23 protein-coding genes are annotated in these 23141 nt (G+C 32.7%); 1 reads left to right on the top strand and 22 read right to left on the bottom strand.

Translation table 11 applies throughout. The features are described from left to right. Window positions 1-51: 51 nt before the first annotated feature. The 19 genes from NLW78_RS00255 to NLW78_RS00165 form a co-directional block, all read right to left on the bottom strand. The gene (locus NLW78_RS00255) at window positions 52-816 is read right to left on the bottom strand and encodes an IclR family transcriptional regulator (protein WP_254494269.1); all 765 of its coding nucleotides are present in this window, start codon (window positions 814-816) and stop codon (window positions 52-54) included. A gap of 110 nt (window positions 817-926) precedes the next feature. After that, the gene (locus tag NLW78_RS00250) at window positions 927-1832 is read right to left on the bottom strand and encodes a dihydrodipicolinate synthase family protein (protein WP_254494268.1); all 906 of its coding nucleotides are present in this window, start codon (window positions 1830-1832) and stop codon (window positions 927-929) included. Further along, window positions 1833-2933 carry a 3-isopropylmalate dehydrogenase gene (gene leuB / locus NLW78_RS00245; RefSeq protein WP_254494267.1) on the bottom strand — a complete coding sequence of 367 codons (1101 nt, stop codon included), beginning with the start codon at window positions 2931-2933 and terminating at the stop codon, window positions 1833-1835. Between the two features lie 52 nt (window positions 2934-2985). After that, the gene (locus tag NLW78_RS00240) at window positions 2986-4893 is read right to left on the bottom strand and encodes a TRAP transporter permease (protein ID WP_254494266.1); all 1908 of its coding nucleotides are present in this window, start codon (window positions 4891-4893) and stop codon (window positions 2986-2988) included. 96 nt (window positions 4894-4989) lie between these two features. Continuing rightward, window positions 4990-6060, bottom strand: a complete 1071-nt coding sequence (locus NLW78_RS00235; RefSeq protein ID WP_254494265.1) for a TAXI family TRAP transporter solute-binding subunit — start codon at window positions 6058-6060, stop codon at window positions 4990-4992. Between the two features lie 64 nt (window positions 6061-6124). After that, window positions 6125-7501 carry an MmgE/PrpD family protein gene (locus tag NLW78_RS00230; RefSeq protein WP_254494264.1) on the bottom strand — a complete coding sequence of 459 codons (1377 nt, stop codon included), beginning with the start codon at window positions 7499-7501 and terminating at the stop codon, window positions 6125-6127. Window positions 7502-7519: 18 nt separating this feature from the next. Continuing rightward, entirely contained in the window at window positions 7520-7945 is a 426-nt protein-coding gene (locus NLW78_RS00225; protein ID WP_254494263.1) for a Zn-ribbon domain-containing OB-fold protein, read from the bottom strand. A gap of 20 nt (window positions 7946-7965) precedes the next feature. Then, window positions 7966-9117 carry a thiolase family protein gene (locus NLW78_RS00220; RefSeq protein WP_254494262.1) on the bottom strand — a complete coding sequence of 384 codons (1152 nt, stop codon included), beginning with the start codon at window positions 9115-9117 and terminating at the stop codon, window positions 7966-7968. A gap of 14 nt (window positions 9118-9131) precedes the next feature. After that, complete coding sequence (locus tag NLW78_RS00215) at window positions 9132-10415, bottom strand: CaiB/BaiF CoA transferase family protein (RefSeq protein WP_254494261.1); 1284 nt, start codon at window positions 10413-10415, stop codon at window positions 9132-9134. Window positions 10416-11230: 815 nt separating this feature from the next. Further along, complete coding sequence (locus tag NLW78_RS00210; protein ID WP_254494260.1) at window positions 11231-11560, bottom strand: topoisomerase DNA-binding C4 zinc finger domain-containing protein; 330 nt, start codon at window positions 11558-11560, stop codon at window positions 11231-11233. Window positions 11561-11577: 17 nt separating this feature from the next. Next, window positions 11578-12072: a nuclease-related domain-containing protein gene (locus NLW78_RS00205; protein WP_254494259.1), complete on the bottom strand. Its 495-nt coding sequence runs from the start codon at window positions 12070-12072 to the stop codon at window positions 11578-11580. 92 nt (window positions 12073-12164) lie between these two features. Next, window positions 12165-13154 (bottom strand): HNH endonuclease domain-containing protein, encoded by a 990-nt coding sequence (locus NLW78_RS00200; RefSeq protein WP_254494258.1) that lies wholly within the window; start codon window positions 13152-13154, stop codon window positions 12165-12167. Then, the gene (locus NLW78_RS00195) at window positions 13151-13474 is read right to left on the bottom strand and encodes a nucleoside triphosphate pyrophosphohydrolase (RefSeq protein ID WP_254494257.1); all 324 of its coding nucleotides are present in this window, start codon (window positions 13472-13474) and stop codon (window positions 13151-13153) included. The genes NLW78_RS00200 and NLW78_RS00195 overlap by 4 nt, the downstream gene beginning before the upstream one ends. Window positions 13475-13636: 162 nt before the next feature. Next, on the bottom strand, window positions 13637-14533 hold the full coding sequence (locus NLW78_RS00190) for a glycerol kinase (protein WP_254494256.1): 897 nt from the start codon (window positions 14531-14533) through the stop codon (window positions 13637-13639). A 308-nt stretch (window positions 14534-14841) separates the two neighbouring features. Further along, window positions 14842-15567 carry a YwaF family protein gene (locus NLW78_RS00185; RefSeq protein ID WP_254494255.1) on the bottom strand — a complete coding sequence of 242 codons (726 nt, stop codon included), beginning with the start codon at window positions 15565-15567 and terminating at the stop codon, window positions 14842-14844. Between the two features lie 378 nt (window positions 15568-15945). Then, complete coding sequence (locus tag NLW78_RS00180) at window positions 15946-16908, bottom strand: hypothetical protein (protein WP_254494254.1); 963 nt, start codon at window positions 16906-16908, stop codon at window positions 15946-15948. Between the two features lie 830 nt (window positions 16909-17738). Then, window positions 17739-18281, bottom strand: a complete 543-nt coding sequence (locus NLW78_RS00175; RefSeq protein ID WP_254494253.1) for a Pycsar system effector family protein — start codon at window positions 18279-18281, stop codon at window positions 17739-17741. A gap of 44 nt (window positions 18282-18325) precedes the next feature. Continuing rightward, complete coding sequence (locus tag NLW78_RS00170) at window positions 18326-19078, bottom strand: adenylate cyclase (protein ID WP_254494252.1); 753 nt, start codon at window positions 19076-19078, stop codon at window positions 18326-18328. Between the two features lie 414 nt (window positions 19079-19492). Continuing rightward, on the bottom strand, window positions 19493-19795 hold the full coding sequence (locus NLW78_RS00165; RefSeq protein ID WP_254494251.1) for a hypothetical protein: 303 nt from the start codon (window positions 19793-19795) through the stop codon (window positions 19493-19495). A gap of 586 nt (window positions 19796-20381) precedes the next feature. Here NLW78_RS00165 and NLW78_RS00160 point away from each other — a divergent pair. Then, window positions 20382-21434 (top strand): HNH endonuclease family protein, encoded by a 1053-nt coding sequence (locus NLW78_RS00160; RefSeq protein ID WP_254494250.1) that lies wholly within the window; start codon window positions 20382-20384, stop codon window positions 21432-21434. Window positions 21435-21507: 73 nt separating this feature from the next. On the opposite strand, the gene NLW78_RS00155 is transcribed toward NLW78_RS00160, so the two are convergent. From NLW78_RS00155 to NLW78_RS15510, 3 genes are all read right to left on the bottom strand, one after another. Continuing rightward, entirely contained in the window at window positions 21508-21837 is a 330-nt protein-coding gene (locus NLW78_RS00155) for a nucleoside triphosphate pyrophosphohydrolase (protein WP_254494249.1), read from the bottom strand. 53 nt (window positions 21838-21890) lie between these two features. Next, a complete protein-coding gene (locus tag NLW78_RS00150) occupies window positions 21891-22481 on the bottom strand; it encodes a hypothetical protein (RefSeq protein WP_254494248.1) in 591 nt (196 codons plus the stop codon). A 197-nt stretch (window positions 22482-22678) separates the two neighbouring features. After that, entirely contained in the window at window positions 22679-22807 is a 129-nt protein-coding gene (locus NLW78_RS15510) for a hypothetical protein (protein ID WP_302328391.1), read from the bottom strand. Window positions 22808-23141: the final 334 nt, after the last annotated feature.

Here is a 23141-nt window from a genome sequence, read left to right as displayed (position 1 = left end):
CTTTGTTATTCGTTAAATAAGAAAACATCTTTCATACACCACAAGTAATGATTAATATATTGTACCCGTATACCCTAATAAACGAGATATTTGTAAAGCGCTACTTTTTAAGTCAGATGCAATCTCGATTACATCATGAGTCATCCTAGTTATTGGAACTGTATACGCTAAGGAGCCAATTGGATTTCCGGACGCATTAAATATTGGTGCAGATACACCTTTAGAACTTTTGAACCTTTCTCCTACACTAGAAGCATAGCCTTTCTCTCTAATATCTCTTAATTCTTCCTTAAATTTTTCAATTTCAGCATCAGAAAATCCTTCGGCTTCTAAAATAGAATTACATTCTTCATCAGTTAAATAAGCCATGATGCTTTTTCCTGTACTTCCATACGGAACTGCGTGCAGTTCTCCTAAATTAATCATGTATTGAAGAGGATCTGGGCCGTTCACCTTTTCAACAAAAGATACTTTTTTCGATTGTTTGTGATAGAGTACTAAACAAACTGTTTCCTTATGCTTATCTACTAATTCCTTGAGTAAAGGCCTTGCTATTTTCTTAATATCGATTCTAGAAGAAACTGCTGAACTAATACGAATTAATTCTGAACCAATTACATATTTGTTTGTAGATTCTTTAAATTCTAGTACTCCTATATCGAGTAATTGAAGCAAAAACCTGTGTAATGTGCTCGTGGGTACATTCAAATAGTTGGCTAATTCCCTAACTCCCCATTCCGGTTTTTCGTCAATAAACACATTAATAATTTTAAATGCTTTACTAATTACGCCAGTTTTATTAATACTGCTGCTCATAGAGTTATTCACCTCATGTTTTTAACTTTATGTTTTATTTAATTGAAAACTATATATCCTATCTTCGCTTTCGTACGTCTAAAGTACTGATAAAGCTACTTTTAAACTCGTTAGTTCAACCCATTACTTATTAAATAGCGATTGACTTTTTCTTTAAGATCTTCATTATCCACTGTAATACGATGGGATGTTTGACATTTTAAGACACGTTGTTGTACTGCTTCCTTTACTCCTAAGAAAAAAGGAGTTGAAAACTTATATATATCCATTAATTTTACAATTTTTTGATGCAACTGTATTGCTTGTGAATAGTTGTTCTTTTGAAATGATTCATACAACTTAACAGATAGCTCTGGTGCGAAAACTGCAGAACCATTAATTGAACCGGCTGCCCCCAATACTAGTGAAGGATACATATGTTCATCAAATGCAGAAAATACAGAGAAATCCTTCCTTATTTTTTGAATTCCTAAAATGACTTCTCGAATATGACTAATACTATCAATCGTGTCCTTAACCCCTATAATATTTTCACAAGTGTTAGCTAATCGCGTAATAAGATCACTGGATAAACTTTGTCCCGTTAGTAGAGGAATATTATATAAGAGTACTGATATGGAAAGATTATTTGCAACTGTTTTAAAATATTCAAATAATTGGTCCTCTGTATAATTCCAGTAAAATGGACTTACAACCATTACTCCATCAGCCCCAAAGGACTCTGCTGACTGGGATAACTCTATTGTCTCTTTCAATGAAGTTGTTCCAGAACCAATGATTACTGGAACACGTTTATTTACATATTGCGTCATTTCTCTTGTGAACAATTTACGTTCTTCTATTGTCATAGCTGAAAACTCACCAGTACTTCCTAAAAATAATATTCCATGGACACCCTTATTAATAAGCCAATCGGTTAATTGAAAATTTAACTTCCAATCAATGTCACCATTTTGGTCAAATAAAGTCACAACTGGAGGAATGATACCGGTAAATAGTTTATATCTATTACCCATTTATTCCACAACCTTATTTGTTATTAATAATCTATTTATCTCTTGAACAATAGCGTCGCCCATTTCACTTGTACTAACGACTTGACTGTTTTCCTGTGAAATGTCTGGTGTTCTAATACCTGCTTCTAAAACATTATTGATGGCTTTTCTAATTATTTCGGCTTCCCGAGCTAATTGAAAACTGTTTTCCAGCATCATAGAAGCAGATAGAATAGTTGCAATAGGGTTTGCTATATTCATTCCTGCAATATCTGGGGCACTCCCGTGGATTGGCTCGTATAACCCAATTTGCCCACCTAAACTGGCAGATGGTAACATACCAATGGATCCCGTTAGTGCAGAAGCCTCATCAGATATAATATCTCCAAATGTATTTTCAGTGACAATGACATCAAATTGATGTGGGTTCATAACTAATTGCATAGTACAGTTGTCAATATACATGTAATCTACCTCTACATCTGAATAAGATGATTCAAATGAAGATACCACCTCTCTCCACAATTTACTTGTTTGAAGCACATTTTCCTTATCAACAACAGTTAGCTTTTTGTCCCTTTGTTGAGCCTGTTCAAATGCGTATGTTAGGATTCTGCTAATTTCTGTTTTCGTATAACGCATAGTGTCCACTGCTTCTTCACTAGATATTCTTTTCTTAGGTTCACCATAGTAAAGACCACTAGAAAGTTCACGTACGATCAAAATATCCACACCGTCTTTCAGGATCTCACGTCGAATTGGGGAACGATTAATTAATGACGGAAAGGTAAGTGCAGGTCTACTATTAATATATAAACCTAATTCTTTTCTCAATTTTAGTAGTGCTTTTTCTGGTCTTAATTCAATTGAGATATTGTCATACTGCGGACCGCCTATTGCTCCGAATAGTATGGCATCAGAGTCTTTGCATGTATTTAAAGTTTGTTCAGGTAAAGACGTACCATAATTATCATAAGCTACCCCACCAACATCTGCATATTCAAATTGTAAAGATATATTCATTCCCTTTTTGATTGCAGAAAGGACTTTTACTGCTTCATTTATGATTTCAGGACCTATACCATCCCCAGGTAAAACAGCAACTTTATATTTTTTATTCAACACATACACCTCTTACTGATATTTTAGTTTTAAAACATAATTAACTTTTTATTTAGCTGGAAATATTAGTATCCACTGTTTGAGACGAATTTAATGAACGTTTGCTGTCAATAAAAAGTTTTGAATAAATTAACGCAAGAATTATAACACCTATAATGCTAAAGGTTTTGTGTGTAAGTAAGGCGGCACTACCAGATAGAAATAAAACTACTGCCTCCCAATTCTTTACTTTGCCAAAAAAAGATTGTTTTTCAAAGCTAGATGCTATTCCAAGTACCCCAATGAATGTTGTACTAAAATAAAAAAGTGTATCTAATGTAAGCCCGTTTTCTAAAATAAGAAGACTAGGGTTGAATATGAATAAAAATGGGACAACAAAAGCCATGATAGAATATCTGAGTGCTGCCAGTGCAGTTGGAATTAATTTGGATTTTGCTATTCCACAAGCAGCGAACACACCTATCATAACTGGAGGACTAATTGCACTTAGTACAGCGAAATAGAAGATAAACAAATGGGCTGAAAGCAGAGGTACTCCCATTGATTCTAATAATGGTGCAGTTAATGTCGCAACAAAAATATATGCACCAACAGTGACCATGCCCATACCTAAAATCATCGTTGCAAGTGCTGTGAATATAACAGTTAATACAAAGCTGCCACCGGATAATTCAGAAATAATAAAAGTTAAACGATCTCCTAATCCGGTTATAGTTAATAATCCAATAATTAAACCTGCCACACAGAGCGAACACATAACTGGAAGAATATTTTCTCCCCCGGTTCGTAAACCTTCTATAAACCTTTTTAAAATTTTGGGTCTTGACTCTTTATCTAACAACAACACTACGAAAAATGAGAATATAGTTGCTGATATTGCTAGTTGTGTGCTATACCTGTTATATAATAGTATTACTAAAATAATCATAGGTACAATAAATGGCAATACACCAATTGTTGCTTTTTTAAGGTCAGGTAATTCTTCTCTTGGTATGCCTTTAATATTATTTTTAATTGCCCGGAAATGGACTTGAGAATAAACACCCCAGTAAAACAAAATACATGGGATTAAAGCTGCTAACATTACATCTAGATAGGAGTGACCCGTATATTCTGCTATTAAGTACGCAGCTGCCCCCATAATAGGTGGTGTAATCTGGCTCCCTAATGAGGCTGTAGATTCAATTCCTGCTGCAGTATGTGATTGAAATCCTCTTTTCTTCATCATTGGAATTGTAATAGACCCCGTAGTAACAATGTTAGTAACACTGCTTCCTGAAATCATACCTAGTAATGCACTTGCCATTACGGCTACTTTAGCTGGACCTCCTGTTAGTGTTCCTGCACAAGCTAAGGTGAAGTTCATAAACCGATCAGCCCCACCACTAACTTCTAAAAAGGCTACAAAAAAGATAAACAGACCTATAAAGTAGGTCCCTACACCAAATGCAGAACCAAAAAGTCCTTCATGAGTATAAAGCTCAGTCATTATTACTCGGTTAATACTCATACCACCATGGTTGAATAAACCTGAAATTAAATTACCAAATAATGCATAAAGGAGTACAAATATAAATATATAATTTAAGGCTTTAGCAGCTGTTCTTCTAGTTAGTTCCATTACTATCAGTATCAATACACACCCCAGAATCGTCTCAGTCCAGTTCACACCGAAACGCATTGTCACCTTAAGCCAATTAATCTCAACATATAAACAGGTTACAATAGCTCCTATAATAAGAACACTGTTAAACAATTTTTCAGATAAAGAACCCTGTTTAAAAACCTTAGAAGGCAAAAACAAAAATCCGAGAATTAATAACATCATAAGCCATCTAGGTCTGTAAATGAGAAAGTGTGGGGCTCCAAAAATACCTACCCATAAGGAATAAAAGAATAATATTCCTGCTATAGCCGTAAACAAATATATTCTCATATTTTTCATATTAATATTTAGCAAGTTATTAACCTCCTTTACTCTCTATTTTTGATTGTATAAATAATCAAAAATAAGTTTATTGAAGGGAGTTACGTAACTCCCTTCAATTTTTGATGATTAATTTTCTAGTAAGTATTCAAATTCTTCCCATCCAGGAATATTAGCCTCTTTATAGTATTTAAGTGCGCCTGGATGCGGTGGGAATTTCTTCGTTGCACCCTGAAGTGCATGTTCTGGCTTAATATCTTTAAAAGCATCTCCCGCATTTTGAATTACTTCAAAGTTTTCCATCACCTGTTTAGTCATTTCATAAACAAGATCATCAGGCAAATTTGGATCCAAATAAGACATTGTTGGAATTAAAAATACTAAGCCCGGTTCTGGTATTTCTAAATCTGGGTAAACATCTTTTGGCATTTTTACTGGACCTGCCCATGGATAATTCTCTTTAACCCACTCGATTGCTTCCGGGGTTGGTTGTGCAAGAACTAAATCTCTAGCCATTGTCAACTCAACAATCGCTCCACTTGGCCCACGTGCATGTGACATACCCTCAATATTTTTATCTTTTAAATGTTCAATCGCTGTAGACGTACCAATTAATTCTGCTTCTAAATCTTCAACTGACATTCCATGGGCAGGAAACAAAATTTCGCTATTAAAGATATAATTGATTGTACCTGGAGAGTGTACACCGATTTTGTGTCCTGCAAATTCATCAATTGTAGTAATGCCAGAATCTTTCGACACTAAGCTATTCCAATACATATCTCCTATATAAAACCAATGGTTGAGTTGAAAGGGTTCTATAAATGGTTCATTTCCACCTTCAGCAAAACGTTCAGCAGTAAGAGTGGAAGTTACCCCACCGTTGAATATTCCTTCTCTTACACCTACTGCACTCTCAGTGTCTGCACCTGGTGTTACTTGTGCAGAAGCTTCTATACCTAGATTTTCTTTTAAAATTTGTGAAGTAGCTGCCATTGCTATTCTCCAGTTTCCAGTTGCTGTTGCACTACCAAACGTTAAGCTCATGTCACTAAAATTTGTAGTTTCTGATCCTTCATTTGATCCTGAATTTGATCCTGAATTACCACTTACACTTTCGTTTCCTTTAGAGTTACACGCTGCTGTAACAATCATAAGTAAAGATAAGAATACTACTGCTAAAACTTTAAATCCCTTCATTTAAAAACCTCCCTAAATTTTTAAATAAGTAGATTTCATGCTGTTTGTCTATCACTTTATCAACTTAAGAGTGTGATAGGCTATTAGTCTGTACTAAAGATTTTGTTAATGTTTTTACGTTTTCTAGGTCTTCCAAATAATTTATGGTATTAAATACCAATTTAATTTGGTCATGATTTAAAATACCTTCAACACATTCAGAGAATTTCTCTTCAAGTTCAGTTTTAGACAGTGGATTTTCAGGATACCCAATCGGTACTCGTATTGTTTCTGACAACGCATGACTATTATTTAAAGTAATATTAATCTTTGTTACCCAATTTAATATGGGTAAATTAGAATTTGGAATCACTTCTACTTTACTCAAAAAATCTTGAACATCTTGCTGTCTCACCCTATTATCATTGAATTGCTTAATCCCTGCTTTTCGATCAATTGCTGCAACTGAACACATGTATTCCATACTAAACTTACCTTCTAATCCTGTTTCAGGTTTATTATGAATCAAAATATTTAGAGCTAATGGATTAATTTCGACCTGTAATTTGTCAATATCTTCATAGTTGATGTCATGTTCAGTAACAATTTTAATAACTCCATCAATCGCTGAATGTGCTGATCCACAACAGGCATGTTTTTTAATTACAACTCCAGAATTAATAATTTCTAGATCGGATAACATCTTTAAATTCGCTGTTTTTGAAATATTTTCATCGACATTAAATAGTGCCAGGAATCCTTTAGGGGAAGTAATAATTTCACGATTTCCTGTAAAACCTCTTTTAGCTAATAAAGATGCTGTAATTCCATTTTGTGCAGCCTTGCCTGCATGAAGAGGTTTTGTCATCGTTCCAAAGTTATCCCTTAGACCAGAGGCAAGGGAACCTGCTATACCCAATGCCATATCTATTTCAGCTTCAGAGAGTCCTAACAATTTGGCGCATGCTGCTGTTGTTCCAAAGGTTCCTAATGTTGCGGTGGAATGCCAACCTGACTCATAATGTGAAGGATTACAAATTTTCCCTAATTTTGTTTCCACCTCAAAACCTACAATATAGGCTAATATTAAATCCTTACCGCTACAGTTTAAATACTCTCCTAAAGCTAATATAGAGGGTACTAAATTTGTACTAGGGTGTCCGATTAATGTTGTATTAATATCATCAAAATCAATAGCATGTGCAAGAGTACCATTTGTAAGAGCAGCTGTTTCTGGAGATGTTTTGAGACCGTTAGTCCCGAGGATGGATGATGTAGGCTTTGATTCGAATTCCTTTGTGTAATTGATTATAATTTTTCCTACTTCTGTAGTTACACCATGAACAGCGACACCTAAACAATCTATAATGGCTGTTTTTGCTGAATAAATTGCCTGTTCAGGGAAATCTTCGTATTTGGAGTTCTTAATAAAAGTCGTTAACTGCTTATCTATTATTTCCATTAAAAATAACTCCTTTCACTAAGCTTCAGCTGGTCTAAATCCAAGTAATACTGTCCCATCTACCGTGTCAAAAAATGTTGCTTCTACTTCAGAATCACAATTAATTTTAGAATGGTGTTCTTCTGAAATCCTAGCTGTGATCATTGGACCTTCTGCCAATTTGACCATGACTACATAGTAAGGAACATCTGTATAAGGTTTTAAATATGGTTTCCAAAAACCAATTTTAGACCACACTCTAGCCTTACCTGTTGAGCTAATCCAAGAGATGTTGTTTGATAAGCATTTTGAACAAACAGGTCCAGGTGGAAATTGGGCATGGGTGCAATCATTGCATTTTTGCAATTTTATTTGCTTGTTTTTTAAACCATCCCAAAAAGGTTTGGAAAATTGATTAGCGTGTTCCATAAGGTTACCAACATCTTCTCGGTCTACTTCTCTCATTTAATCACCCCTTTATAAATTTATCGTCTAGCTAAAATATGAGAACTTACTATTGGCGATGGGCAAACATATTGAACTAGTTCACAATCTTTCACTTGCCTTTCCCCGCATTCGTGACGAAGTTGCCTTACAGCTTCAACATGGAGGTTAAATCCTTGCATATAGGTTTCGGATGTATGGCTCCCACTTGTATTAATTGGACAAGAACTCTTACCAACCATTGAGCCATACTGTTTTAAATAATCTGGTGCTTCCCCTTTTCCACAAAAACCGATTCCTTCTAATCCAAAAAATACAACAGGTGTAAAATTATCATAAATTTGTAAACAATCAATGTCCTCTTGAGAAACACCAGCCAATGAATATACATCATCTGAAGCCTTTTGTAATGCACTATAAAAGAAGTCCTCTTTTGCATAAGTTGGTCCCATATCTCCACAAGTGCTAGTGGAAAGTAATTCGACAACTGGTTTTTGTAATGATTTAGCCTTTTCTACACTAGAGACAATAATCGCGACTGCACCATCATTAATAAGACAATAATCGTATAGATGAAGCGGTTCAGCAATGTATCGTGAATTCATATAATCATCAACAGTAAGCGGCTCCTTAAATACAGCATTTGGGTTCATTGATGCATGGTAACGATTTGAAATTGCTACATTTGCTAAAGATTCAGGCGTTACATTATACTCATACATATACCTTTCAAACATAGAAGCAACATGTGCACCAGGTGAAGTCATACCATGAACTAAACCAAATGGGTCAGCTCCATCACCAGAAGAACCATAATTAACACCAGCTGACCTTCCTACATTTGAATAAATTATTAGTACATTGTTTGCCATACCCGAAGATACGGCCATCGCAGCATACTGAAGAGCTAGCCCTGATTGCCTTCCTTCTGGTAAAAGATAGTTTACCAACCGAGGATGTTTAATTCCCGCTTTTGTACAGAAAGTTTCATAAGAAGATACATCACGGACACAGATAACACCGTCAATCTCATCCTTTGATAGCCCGGAATCATCAAGGGAAGATTTGAAAGCTTGTAAAGCTAAATCATATGGATCTCTCGGATATTCAAGATCCCTTTCTCTGTATAATCTGCCGTAATCGGTGTCCCCAACTCCAACAACAGCAACACCTTGAGGAAATTGTTGGCTCATTGTAATTGCCTCCCTTATATATTGTTTGACATTTTGACATCTGTGTTTTTGATCTTAATAACATTTTTTTCTACTAAATCGTTAATTTGATCTTCAGAATAGTTTAATAGGTCTCTTAAAGTATCTTGACTATGCTCACCAATCAATGGTGCACGGTGTTTTATCTCTGCCTTAGTTTCAGAAAATTTAAATGGCACACCGATAATTTTGCGTTTTTCTCCTGTAAATGGATTTGCCTCTATATCAATTAACATTTCTCTTGCTTTAACATGTTCATTGTGAAATAAGTCCTCAGCTTTATTAAGAGGTGCTGCAAGACATCCATAGTGGTCTAAAATCTCCATTGCTTCTTTTCTTGTATATTGTGTTGTCCATGTAGTAATAATTTCATCAATTACATCTTGGTGTTCTCTTCTTTTTATTGAAGTCTCAAAACGTTTATCTGATAAAATATCTTCTCTATCCATTGCTTTACATAATCTTATCCAGTACCTGTCAGGAAGACCAGCGATGGCTATTTTTCCGTCCTTTGTATCGTAGATACTGTATGGCGCTTGAAATGGATGCCTATTTCCTTCAGGTTTAGGAGACTTTCCTGTATAAGAGTATTGATAAACAATGCGCTCACAAAGATGAATCATAGAGTCTAGCATTGCGATATCAATAAATTGACCCTTTCCTGAATTTTGTCGTTCAATAATAGCAGATAATAGCGCAATTGCCGCCATTACTCCTGCATAACTATCACCGACACCTGGACCAATCTTATAATTTTCTCCTGTTTCTGAGCCAGTAATACTCATGGCTCCACTTTCCGCCTGCATCATAATATCTACAGTCGGTTTTCCTTCATACTTCGAATCAACGACATAATTTGTACCATAACCACTAATTGATACATATACAAGCTGAGGGTTCATTAATTTCACTTGTTCATAATCTAGATTAAACTTGTTCATTACTTTAGGTGTACTAAAGTTACAAATTAAAGCATCACATTCTTTAACTAAGTCATGTACAACGGTTTGACCTTCCTTTGTCTTAAGATCAACTGCAATACTTCGTTTATTACGGTTAACACTGTTGAAAAAACCACCAATTCCTCCATCTTTATTTTCCTCAGAGACAAATGGTCCAATTTCACGGATAAAATCTCCTTCTGGGGGTTCAATCTTAATTACCGTTGCTCCAAGGTCAGCAAGAAGCATAGTGGAAAACGGACCAGCATATGCACGTGTGAAATCTAATATTTTAATATCTCTAAGTGGTCCACTATTGCTAATACTGTTTGTGCTCATCCAATTCACTCCCTTACGCATTGTAAGCGTTAACATAACGCTATAAAAAAATAGCTGTTCCAAATAACGGTACAGCATACCACTAAAATGTATGGTTTAAGAATATAAGGATAATTCAAGTTTGTCAATACAATTAACTAAATTTTTTAAAAATTTTGATTAATAACTATACTTATTGATATTAACTAAAAATGCCGATTTTTATTAACGCTCGCCATTCGTATAAATTGGCAAACAAACCCTGATATGCAACAAAAAAGAATGTAGCTCGTAGGCTACATTCCTTTTGTCAGTAGGATAAAGAATGCTGTTGTATTTTAATATTAAACAGACGTTTTATGTGTGGTTTTACAAAGTGGGAACAAATAATCCTATAGATCTAGAAAACTATAATATTACTATAATATTCCAATTAATTTCTTTGATCACAACAATTAAAGTCTCCTTACGAATAGTAATGGGGATCCCCTTACTATCTATTAACTGAATAACCATACAACATTAGATATGCTTAAAGCTGTTCCATTCGCTATCAGTTATTGTTTTAAAAGAAGTCTTGTATTTACATAAATTCTCCAATTATAACCTTCAGGTAAAAGGGGAATCAACTACAGAAACTTTCACAATTGAATTAGCATGATATGGATCTACGAGGTACATTTGAGCATGCAGTCGATGATATATAATTGGTCTAATGGAGGAGAAGGGACTTTTTAAATCTTTGTCACACGCTTGTCATAGATAAAAAGATTCAGCCACCCAACAAAACAAAACTGGTAGGCGATTAATTTTTATAGGTAACTAATATATACTCCTCATCCTGATTTTACTGTATATTTGCATTTAGGATAATTATTACAACCAAAGAATTTGCCATATTTCCCGCGTCTTTCTACTATTCCCCCACCGCACTTAGGACAAGTTTCTACATGTTGTTCCTTTTTAAGCGGTATTACTTTGGTTCTCCTCCTATTAGTTTTTGTTTTCGTTGTAGGTGTTTTTATATTTTTTGGACTTGATTTCTTCTTGTTTACACGATTAGATGTTTTCTCTTTTACTGATTTGATATGTTGTTTTCGTACTTGTCTTAATTCCTTTTTATCAGTAATGATTAGACTCTCTATTTCTTTATTAATAGCCTTCATCTCAAGAGTATTAAATTTTATGATTGATTCACCGCGAATGGTTTCAAGCAATTGTTTGAAATGTATAACATCAGCCTGTTGAAAGGATCTTTAAATTTAAAGGTGGATTGTCCAGAAAAAGCGACTATCGAGTAGAAAGCATTTTTCTTTATATTTAAGTACTCAGATAAGGCTTGTATATGTCCTTTATTTTGCCAAATCGGGTTGAAAAGCTTCCCTTTTCTTTTGTAAATAACTTGTGTCCAATATCTTTGGTTTTCGTTACCAAAAATCCATCCATTATAATGCTTCGTTTCTATGACAAAAATGCCATACGGAGAAGTAACGATGTGATCAACTTGAGTAGTTCCATCTTTAGTAGGCACGTACACATCATTAAAAACTTTATAGCTATTTGGATCTAATTTTTTTAACTTGTTTTTTATATAACTTTCCCCAACGAATCCCTTTATTTTGTGAAAATTCAGTTTAACTAAACCAAAAAAAATTAATATTATAATAAGCCCCCACATAAAAGTCCTCCCTATTTTTTTTATAATTTTTTAGCAATAAAAAATTAACTCATAATGTTATGTATATACGAAAGTTTTACATCTAAAAAGTCTTAACCAGGACTCCATATTTGATCATACCCGTTCTTAATGGAGTAATCATAAAGTAGAATAACTTTCTTGTCTTTATAATTCGTCATTAGATTTCCGACGTTAGTATGTTCTTTTTTATATAGCAGTTCATTATTTCGCTGAATTAGAGTACAAAGAAAATTCTTTTCAGGGAGTTTGTCACTTTTTGAACTGTTACATGTGCTACATGATAGAACCAGGTTCCATAGTTGGTCCGACTGAACAAATGACCACGGGATAAAATGATCTACATGCGTTTGTCTTTTTCCACTTAATAGGGTCTTGCCGCAATAGAAACAAGTATGCTCAAAATGGTTTAGCAAAATTTTTTCAAAGGGACGTAAGGATGACCGTTTGGCTATGCTTTCTACTTTTCCGAGAAGGTAGTTTATGCTTGGAATATCATTAAGTTTTTCGATCATTGCTGCCATATGGTAATTCGTCAGGTTCACGATGAGCCTTTGATAGTTCAACATAAAGCGATGTACAGCAGGGTTTATTTTAAAGTATTCTGAACGATGTTCAAAAGCATAGAACTTGCCTTGTGTATCCCCATATAATGCACCAAACACATTTTGCTTCATAGTCGCTTTCACTTCGGATATGAGATTAATTTGAATATCTTCTTTTAACTTATCAAAACTGAAATCAGTCGGTATTTGGTATTTGGATTGGACGTCCTTAATAATGGTTACAACTCTAGCATTCTTACCACGATTTTGTTTAACGAGATTGTGTTGAACAATTAAATTCCAATACACTTTAGTAAAAGAATAAGCAAGTTGATTATAGGTTAATTCGAACTGATCATTAACTTGATATAGGTTTTCGATTAATGCCTTAATCAGTGCATATTTATAGGTAGAGGATTTTACCGACTTACTCGATAATACAATCGTAAAAATCCTCCAAATATCCTCGTCCGTCAAATAATGCTCCTTTAATTCACCTACTTTTAATTTATGACTCATTCACTAACCTCCTGAAGGAAAACTCGGTTTTCAAATCCTCCTCGATGTTTCTTTTTTTCAGCTCGCACATTTTCAAGCTCTTCTATAGAAGTTCCATTTACTTTCATTAAAGCATAAAGCAATTCTAAAACATCTGCAGCTTCTTCCACTACTTCAGACTGCGAGTTTGCTTTAGTTAATTCCTCTATCTCTTCATATAACTTTTTATACAAAGCTTCTATATATTCATCATTAGAAAGCTTTTTACTAGTAAAGATTTTCCCAGACTTTTTAATTATGTCAGGAATCTTGTCTCGTACCAGTTTATTGTATGTAGGCATAATTAACACCTCTTATTGTTTAATTACTATTATTTTACATTAACATAATATTAGGACAAGGTGTAGGTAACCTTGTCCTGGTATGTTGCTGAACAGTTTTTCCTTCTGCCCCTCATTTCCTAATTCTAATTTTAAGTTAATTTTTAATATTGAGCTATATTTCTAATATGCGGTAATCCCAAATTTCAACAGTTTCTTTGGTAGAATATCATCTAGGTTTTGAATATCAGTATCATGTAACTCTATTAAATTAAACCCATATTTTTCGTAGATGTTTAGTTTCTCTTGTTTTCTTGCCGCATATTTTGGATCATCTTCTAATCCCCAATATTCTATGTACACTTTTCCAACTGGCAAGTAAAAATCAGTATAAATATCTTCCTCAACTGGCAATTTTCTTTCGTATGCATGTACAATTTCAGACATGTATAACCAATTATCTATCAACATTTCTGCTCTTGAACGAACATAATGACCATCAGCTGTTCTGTGCTTGGCTTCGAACTTTTCTCTAAATCCTAAAGGATTATCTTGATTAGAAGCTTTCTCTTCTTCAGTCTCGTTACCTTGCAACTCTTTCATTGTTTCTACCAGTCTCTTATTCTTTAATATACTTTTAGGCCAGTTTACATATGGCACTCCTGTCTTATCATATTCCAATTGTTTTCCACCTAAACTCAATCCTAGTTTAGTTATTGTCCAACCTTTGAGTCCTTTTTGAATAAATCCTAGTTCCGATAAGATTGGATTCATTTTAAACTTGGATACACCAAAGTGTTTACTTAATGCAGTTGCATTCAGAAGAACGTCATCATTAGCTGGTCGAAATATGCTATGTTCTTTTATGTTCTCATTCCAAGCAATGTACTCACCAGCCTTTGGATGCTTTTTAACCGTTCCCCCTATTTGTTTCCCTTTATCAGTGAGAATCCAATTTTCATCGACTCTTTTAATCATTCCATTTTTAAGTAGGATTTCAAATATTTCTTTTACATTCATTTTTAATTCTTTTGACAACACTGTTGTTGAGATATACTTTACTTTGTTAGTTGCACTCATATAATCCCTCACTTGTTATTTTCTGTTAATTATATAGTACTGGTTATTTAATGTTGGAACAATATATAACGTGCAGAAATGTAGACCCTGTTTAAATTCTTTACTTACTAAAAACACACACTATTAATAGAAAAATTATTTTCTAAGCCTTTTAACAAAAAATCAAATATAGTAAAAATGGATATCCAAGAAGGAGCAATGAAAAATATACCAAAAGGGAGAAAAACTGAGGCATCGCCATTGACATTTAACATATCTTTTTAAAGATTATTTTGGACACAGTATCAATATTTAGTTTCTGAACTTAGTTACCTGGAACTATCTCTTATTTTTCTAATATAAAATGGAACATACAATAATAGAAACGTTGCTAAGGTGATGATTTCTAAAGGGATAATATAATATGGCCATGGCCCTAAGTAATCGAATACGGATGGGTTCATAGGCTTTCTCATAATATACATATAGTTACCGTCTATAACTACATTCACAATAAAAATAAATAACGAATAACAATTCACATACAGGAATGCTTTGAAGATAGACTTGAATGTTGGCCGGTACCCTTCCACTAGTACCATAAACAAATTTGCAATTGCAATTCCTCCATGCGAAACAAAGAAGTGTATATATCTAAAATGAGGAAACGTATAGGCTTGAATGTCCGGTGTAAGCATAACTTGAAATGCACTTCCGATACCAACAAAATAAGTAAATTCAAAAAGACGATAGTTTCTTGTAATTAACAAAATACTTGATAAAAAAAGTGAAAGGCTACTTAAATGAAGTGGTAATGAATACTGAAGTGACCAATCGCCTACAGTAAGAAGCCACCAGATTAAACTTATTTCAGAAATAATTAAAATAGTTGCCATGCCGAACCTAAATATCTTGTTTGGTAAGCCACGCTTTAGCTGCTTTCTGAATAAATACATACCGATACAAAGAGCTAATATAACTGCCATAGTTAATATATGAGTTGATGAAAATAAAACAAATGGTTCACTACCATCTTTAACAAACAAATCACTCATTGATCTACTCCTTTAATCATCAATCCACTATTCATAGGATGTATCGGATATGTGAAAATATCATCATTATTTATATTGTATCAGGTAAAACTAATAATCGTTTATTGTAGTCTGAACGACTAACATTTCACTTTATTCCAATAAAGTGAAAAATCAATGCTCAGATAATTGCTCCTAAGCATTGATTTAATAGAATTTTTTAGTATGTAAACACCGGTGGTCGGTCTAGAGATAGCCTTGAAAACCCTAATTTAACAAGGGTTTGCCGAGGGCATGTGTAAAATTTGTGTAAAAACATAATTAGTGTATAAACATATGTAGTTGAAATAGACAATTAGTGAGAAACTATCTAGAATTCACCATGTATTGATGCTACACCTAACGTAAGATTTCCGATACATAGTGTCTGGTATAACTGTCACCCAGTTTTATTACAATCATTGGTTTTATTTGAACGGGAGCACATGGTTTTTTTAAACAACTATCAAAATCAAACACTAACTCATATCCTAATTTCTCCCCATCAAATAATGCAATTCGTACTTTCTTTATTTTTAATTTTATATCTGTTATATTCCCAGCACTCCATGTTTGAACACAATTTTTATTTTCTTCTCCAATTGGATCAATAATTTTATTTTCCTTGTCTATGATATGTACATTTCTAAAAGGAATATCGGAATTCACTAATAGAGTGCCTTTTACAACTTCCAATTTCATGCACCATGCAGAGAGTCTTATAGTGTCAATATTAGATTGATTAATCATTTTACTATCTATTAAATCCTTGGCAACTGGAACCCCACTAATTCTCTTTAAAAGCAATAGTGTTGAAAGAAGTACGCAGAATAAAACCAAAGTTATAATGCCAAGAATTGTACCTTTATACGATATTTTTAAATCTAAACTATTGAGATTACCAAGTATACCCAAGTACTTGAATCCCATAAACCAAATATAACATGCCACCGCTATCGCAATTATACAAACCACAATTGAAATCATAGTTAACCAAAATCTACTAGAGTCGAGTTTTTTATATAATTTATATTTGCTTACAAAATCAGATGCTAATTTTGTATTCAAATTAAAATCATCAATATCTAGTTTATTACTTAGCTCTTGCATTTTCAGCCACAAATCTCGTTGATTTTGTATAACTGGTTGAATATTAATTGATATAAAAAATGCTAAAATTCCTACGAGAGATAAGATTCCACCAGCAATACCGTATATTAATGTCATTATAAAACCAGTATTATTTGAGTCACTATTACTTATTAAGTTAAACACTATACTGTTTAATAAAAATTCACTAAAATATATTAAGTATGTTTGCATTAAATCATCCTTTATAATTTTAAGAAGGGAGTCATAAAATACAAAAAAACAACACTGACTAGATAGTTCTTAAAACACCTATTGATTTTAAACATCTATTCTATAATTAATGCACCCAGCTATTTATATGTAATACAATCCATTTTAAGCGATTGCAGGAATGTTTGCACACTCCACAACGCTCTTTTTGTTTATAAACCTATGTTTTAAGAGATGAAAATATAAATTTAATCCCCTTTTCTATATCTATCTTCATACATTGTATATGTTTATATGAGACGTAACTAAGTTTATTGTAGCAATATTCCATTTTTTGATCATTTATCTACACCCAATTGAAACCCCAGAGATAACAGTCTGATGAAGGTACCTAAGTTTTCTAAAATTGACTCATAGAGAATCTTAAATTTTAATTAACCTAATATACCCGCTCCTCTTTTCAGGACAAACGAGCAGTTTCAACATTCATCTTCTTGTCTTATTCTATAGCTTCTTTGCGCCTGTGTTAGTATTCTTTGAGATTAGGTACTGTAAATGTAGGTGGTTTATTTCATTCTCCTGGAAATTCCTCTCCATTTCCAGTGTCCTCTTCGTTTTTTGCGCTAGTTAGTATTAGGACTTATTATTAAACTAAGCAGAAGCTATTCTGCACTCTCTCCTTTTATAATAAATATAGAAATGAAAAATCCCGCCTCTGGTCGGAAACAGGAGCGGGTATCATTTTCTATTGCATAGTATCGTTGTACTGTGCAGTTAATGAGTTCATTCTTTAATCAAAATAAGCGCCCCATTTGGTTAATTGAATATTAACACAAGCAGTTTATGTAATTTCAAATAAAATTAGAGATAAAGATAAAAAATAATAGTAAGAATATCGAAAAAAATAAATAGTTTAATAAAGAGTTTAGATTTTTGGACTTCTGGCTCATAATAGATGAAATTTCATGTATTTGTGTTGCCAATTCTCTTTGTATAAATGTTTTTAGGTTATCTTCAGGTAATTGCTCAATATGATTAATATATTCAAATTTATTTTGTTTGGAAATATGGTCAAAGTAAATAATTGAAAGTTCTTCTTGAGTGTAATTACTTGCATGTCTTGGCTTAATTATTCGAAAAAGTACTATATAAATTTGATATATTAGTAAATAAATAAGTAATAAACCTGTAACTAATTCAACAATTGATAAAGTTGTTATGAAACCATTATTTAGGTTAAATGGATTTATAAATGAAAGTTTCTTAGCGTATTCAATAGTTGCTGTAAATAGAAATCCATAAATAACTAACAAAGCACCAGCCTTTTGATCTATAAAACGAATGAGTTCTTGAATATTTGAATGATTAAATTGTAATAAATCGTTTTTGTCCATAAATCCTCCTAAAACCATATCTATTTTATTTCATATCACAGTAGTTAATCTTTCATGCCATTTTTAATCCATTGATCAAAATCAATTTTAATAACATTACCATGATAATATGTTCCATAATCATCATCATTCTGTCTCGTCCACCATGATTCTGAATTTGAGTTTCTCTTTTTCTGCTCTTCTATATAATTATTATAAAAAATATTAGACATAACCAAAGGTGAAATCCCATCCTTATTACCCAAATCGGAAAGTTTGGCAGCACGAGCGACAGATTCACCAATCCAAACTAAATTGTTAATTCCAGATGACTTCCTTCCGGCCTTGACAGCTAAGGTCTTATTTGCTGACATGCCTATTCCTGCTTTTATTCTTGGGAGTCCTCTATCTTCTAATAATTCATTTAACATTTTCATATAAGTATTAATATAGAATGATCTATTTGCAATATCATAGAGATCTACTTTTTTAGGTGAAGAATATACTGCAAAAACGCAATCTCCCCTAATACCAATTTCTTTCATTTGATTGTCAGTATCTTTCCTCAAAATTTCTATTATTTCCGATGTAAATCCACGAATTACTTTAGAGATATTAACTTCATCACTATCAGTAAATAAAGTTGTTGAATCCCTTAAATCAACAAATATCGCCCCTGCCCAAGCTTTATAACCATTTGTGTATGTAAAATTATCTTCTGTTGGAAACTTATCAACTTCCTCTACTTTATCAGTGTTATCAAGAATTTCTTCTACCTTCTTTTTTCGTTCCTTATAATCATAATTTTTAAATTCCATCCAATCTCCCCTTACTTAGTCGAACACTTATAGAACTTTAACGCTTAAATTATACCATTTTTTAACAAACTTAATAAAGAATAGCCACTCTTTATCACAATATGTGAATACTAACAAATAACTTTTATCATTTTTTTCCATTTAAGTAACCTCTAATCCAACAATAAAACTTCTTTGTTGCGCAGTATTTGTCTACTGCGTAGCTAAAATCACTCTAAATCTCGGCATTAAATGGATAAAGATATCCACTTTACTTCCTAATTCGGTAGGAGCTGGTATTGAATTGTCTTAAGTCAGTAGTAGTATCCCTTTATAAACACTTTGAGATGTTGTTTAGGCAAAGTTATTATCACCATTAAGAAATAATAAAAGGAAAAAGCATTGGAAATTTATCCAATGCTTTTTGTTTCCACATTATTTCAGATCACTTATATTTTGATATGCAACTTGTCCATCAAAATAATTTAAAACAATAAAATTCGCAACTTCATCAATTGAAAAAAATGAAAAACTGTTAGGATACTTTCTAGCACACATACATTCATCTTCACTTTCACAATTCGAAATGCACTGATCTTTATCAATTACACCTACATAATAGATGCCATTATCTCCTAAAGTAACAAGAAAATCATCATACTCGACACCGTAATGTTCGCCCTCTTTTAAAGATCTTAAATCTTCTTTAAATTCTTTAATAAGTTTTTTCACATTCATAAAACGTTACCCCCTAATTTCTTTATTTGCAACCCTATCAGTGCTGTTAATTTGCTCATTTCTTCTTTTATAGGTGCTCAAATGAGAAAATAACTTTCACTTTACTAACATTCTATTTCATATGTAATCCACTGGCGACTATAAGCGAAAACATTATCAAGGCATTAATAACTTATAATACTATTAAGTTTCCTTAGTGTATGATATCCCATACATAGTTCGGTGGAAAACCAACTTTAGAAGTTATTCGATAACATATGTTTTTACATGGAGTTTAATCCCGTATATTATTCTCCATAAGTGATTATTTAGGAAGTCTAGCTACCTAATAGGAACCAGAATAACTAAAATGTAAGACACAAAGGAGCCGTATATTTCTTATTAATTGCAATTGTAAGATGGGTGACAATCTTACAGAATTGTGCTTTTTTGTTTATTGTTTAATAATAATCCTGCTATACAACTGGAAAAGCGAAATCATTCTAATTGTTCTTGAAAGTGTACGGTTTATAATTTATTTTATTATGTCTATTTTTATCCGTTATAATAATAATATAAAAATAGATTTTCGAAGGGAAGATTGGTTTTGTATCAATACTTAATAGATGATTTATCCGAAGAAAGTCAATTTCGATCAGTTTTTTTATTCGGGAGAAATGTAGCTACTTACAAATTCGCATTAGCTAAATCATTGTTACAACTTAGTAAATCAAGTAAAGAGTTTATATCTCTCGAAGATCTTTCCCCTATATATGTGAACCATATGTTAGAACACGTTCGTAGTGGTAAAAGACAAATTACGAGCTCGAGTTCTCGTTTTATACAAGCGTGCCAGCTTTATGAGTCAAATCAGATTGCATGGGAACAGTTACTTGATGTTACAGAAAAACTGGGTTTCAATAATGTAATAGATGCATTTCATAACATCCCAGCAGGTGAACTTGAAAAGTCTTTCTTCAAAAAATCTGTGCAAGGTTATAAAAAAGGTATAATCCTGACAGACGATTTATTTAAATTGGGACAAAGTAGAGATTTCGAAAACATGTATGAAGAAGTCGAAGGTAGATGGAATTTAGTAGAAACCGCATGGCATGAAAGAAACCCTAAATTAGAAGTTAAATTTGACATAGATAAAGAAGAGCTATTCAGTTTACGTCCTGTTACTCCTGAAAAGTACCTAAATTCCCACAATCGAGTATCAATGACCCCTGTGAGGAAACCCTTAAACGGTTATCAAAAAGGAAAATGTTTCTATTGTTTTGATGCCATTTCTATTGAGAGCAGTAGGTCCAACACTTGTGATGTAGATCATTTCATTCCATTAAGTGTTCAATATAACTCTAATAAGGACTTAGATTTAAATGGAGTTTGGAACCTCGTCTTATCTTGTCAAGACTGTAATAGAGGAGAAGAAAACGGTAAATTTGCTAGACTTCCAAATGAAAAGTTGTTATTCCGCTTGCACAAACGAAATGAATATTTTATTGATAGTAACCATCCCTTGAAAGAAACTTTAATTATGAAAACAGGTGCTACATCAACATCTAGATTGAATTTCTTAAGATCTATCTTTAAATTTGCTGCATCATTTAAAAGTCCAGAGTGGAAACCTAGATATATTCATGATGTAGGTTTTTAACATGAAAAGGCGTTAGGATAAATCCCATTCTAACGCCTTTATTTTTAAAATAGAAGTATCCTCATAATTTTTACTATTGATTATCTTCTACCTCTATTAAATAGACCTTTTCGTTAAACCCACCCCTCTTCTCTGCTTTTTGCCGACGTATCTCCTCTATTTTCTCAAATGATTCCCCATGAGTTTTAGCTAACGCATAAATTAATTCCAAAACATCCGCTAATTCTTCTAAACTATCTTGATTATTTTCCGCATTTAAATACTCCTCTATTTCCTCTTCAAGCTTAGCTTTTAAAGCAGTTATATATTCATTATCATCAAGTATTCTGGTTGAAAATTTTTTTCCATTTTTCTCTATTAATTGTGGAATAAGGTCACGTACTAATTTGTGGTACACTGGCATAATTATCTTCCTTTCTTTCCTGTATGTAGTAAGTACTATGCTCTAACAATGAACTACCGACCGCCGTAATATATTTTAATATATCCTTTATTTGGTACTTCTCTAAGATTTTCGTATGGTTTATTCTTTCTTTTTTTGCCACTTTTATATCCTATAGCTTTTAATACTTCACCTATGCGTTTTTCATAATGCGAATATTTTTCGTTATTTATAGTTGCAAGTTGTAATTTCCTTTTAAGTTGTTGTAATTCTTTTTGTAATCTAGCAATCTCTTTAACTTGCTTTATTAATTCTTTACACTTAAGAACAAAATCATAATCAACTTCTGCTATTTTCTTTATTAGTTGGGATTTACTAACTTTGTGAAGTTTCTTAACCATTACTACCGATTTTGAATTTAAACCCTCTGGCTGACCTATATATATTGTATCTACCTCATACTTTTTACGTATCTTAATTTGTTCTCTATCAGGTTTACCACGATTAAACTTTTCCATTGTTTTTGTATCCTGGGTATTAAAAATATCTTCCTGATTTGCTTGTCTCAATTGTGCAAATATAAAATAATCATTTGAATCTTTTAAACAAAGAGCTGGGACTACCTTTTGGTTAACACCTCTTATTAAATAAATAGAACTTTCCATTTCACCACCCCATCCATATTAATTAAGATTTCAAATAAGGATTGTAAAATAATTGTACTACAAAGGTGTACTGTTCAAAAAGATGCCTAATCGATATATCGTTTTTTAAAGCAAATGCTTTATTTATATGAGTTCGTTGAATGAGCTATATAATCTATAAGCTCAAAGTCAGCTTAAGATATTATTGATATCGCTTTCTATTTATCCTCTAAAATTATTGTGATCTCTTTTTCAACCTTATACAGTTCTTTCAACACATCTCGCCCATTTGTCATTTCAACCTTGCATGCTTCCTTTTTCAAAGGTATAACTTTATCATTTTTCATTCTTTACCCTCCCATATATTTTTAATAGAGTATAGCAAATTTATTAAAGAGACCTGTCAGAAGTAATGTATCTTATTTTAATTAATAGTATTTATTTAGTGTGAAATATGTCATTCAAATAAACGGTCTAGTATATGTTCCTTATTAGGCCTGATAATCTGCCCTTACAATTTCCATCAAAATAAACCATTAACCCAAAAATACCAAAACACCTTTAATTTAATTTAAGATTTTATCAACCAATGGAGGATTCTATCAAGCTTATGAGAAAGAAGTAAAAGAAAATGTATTAGAAAAGTGTGCAAGAAGGCATTGGAATCTATCCAATTGCCTT

Origin of the sequence: Salirhabdus salicampi, assembly GCF_024259515.1 — a bacterium.
GTDB lineage: Bacteria > Bacillota > Bacilli > Bacillales > Alkalibacillaceae > Salirhabdus_A > Salirhabdus_A salicampi.
The sequence above is the reverse complement of the archived record's forward strand: the minus strand, read 5'-3'. Positions and strand labels throughout refer to the sequence as shown.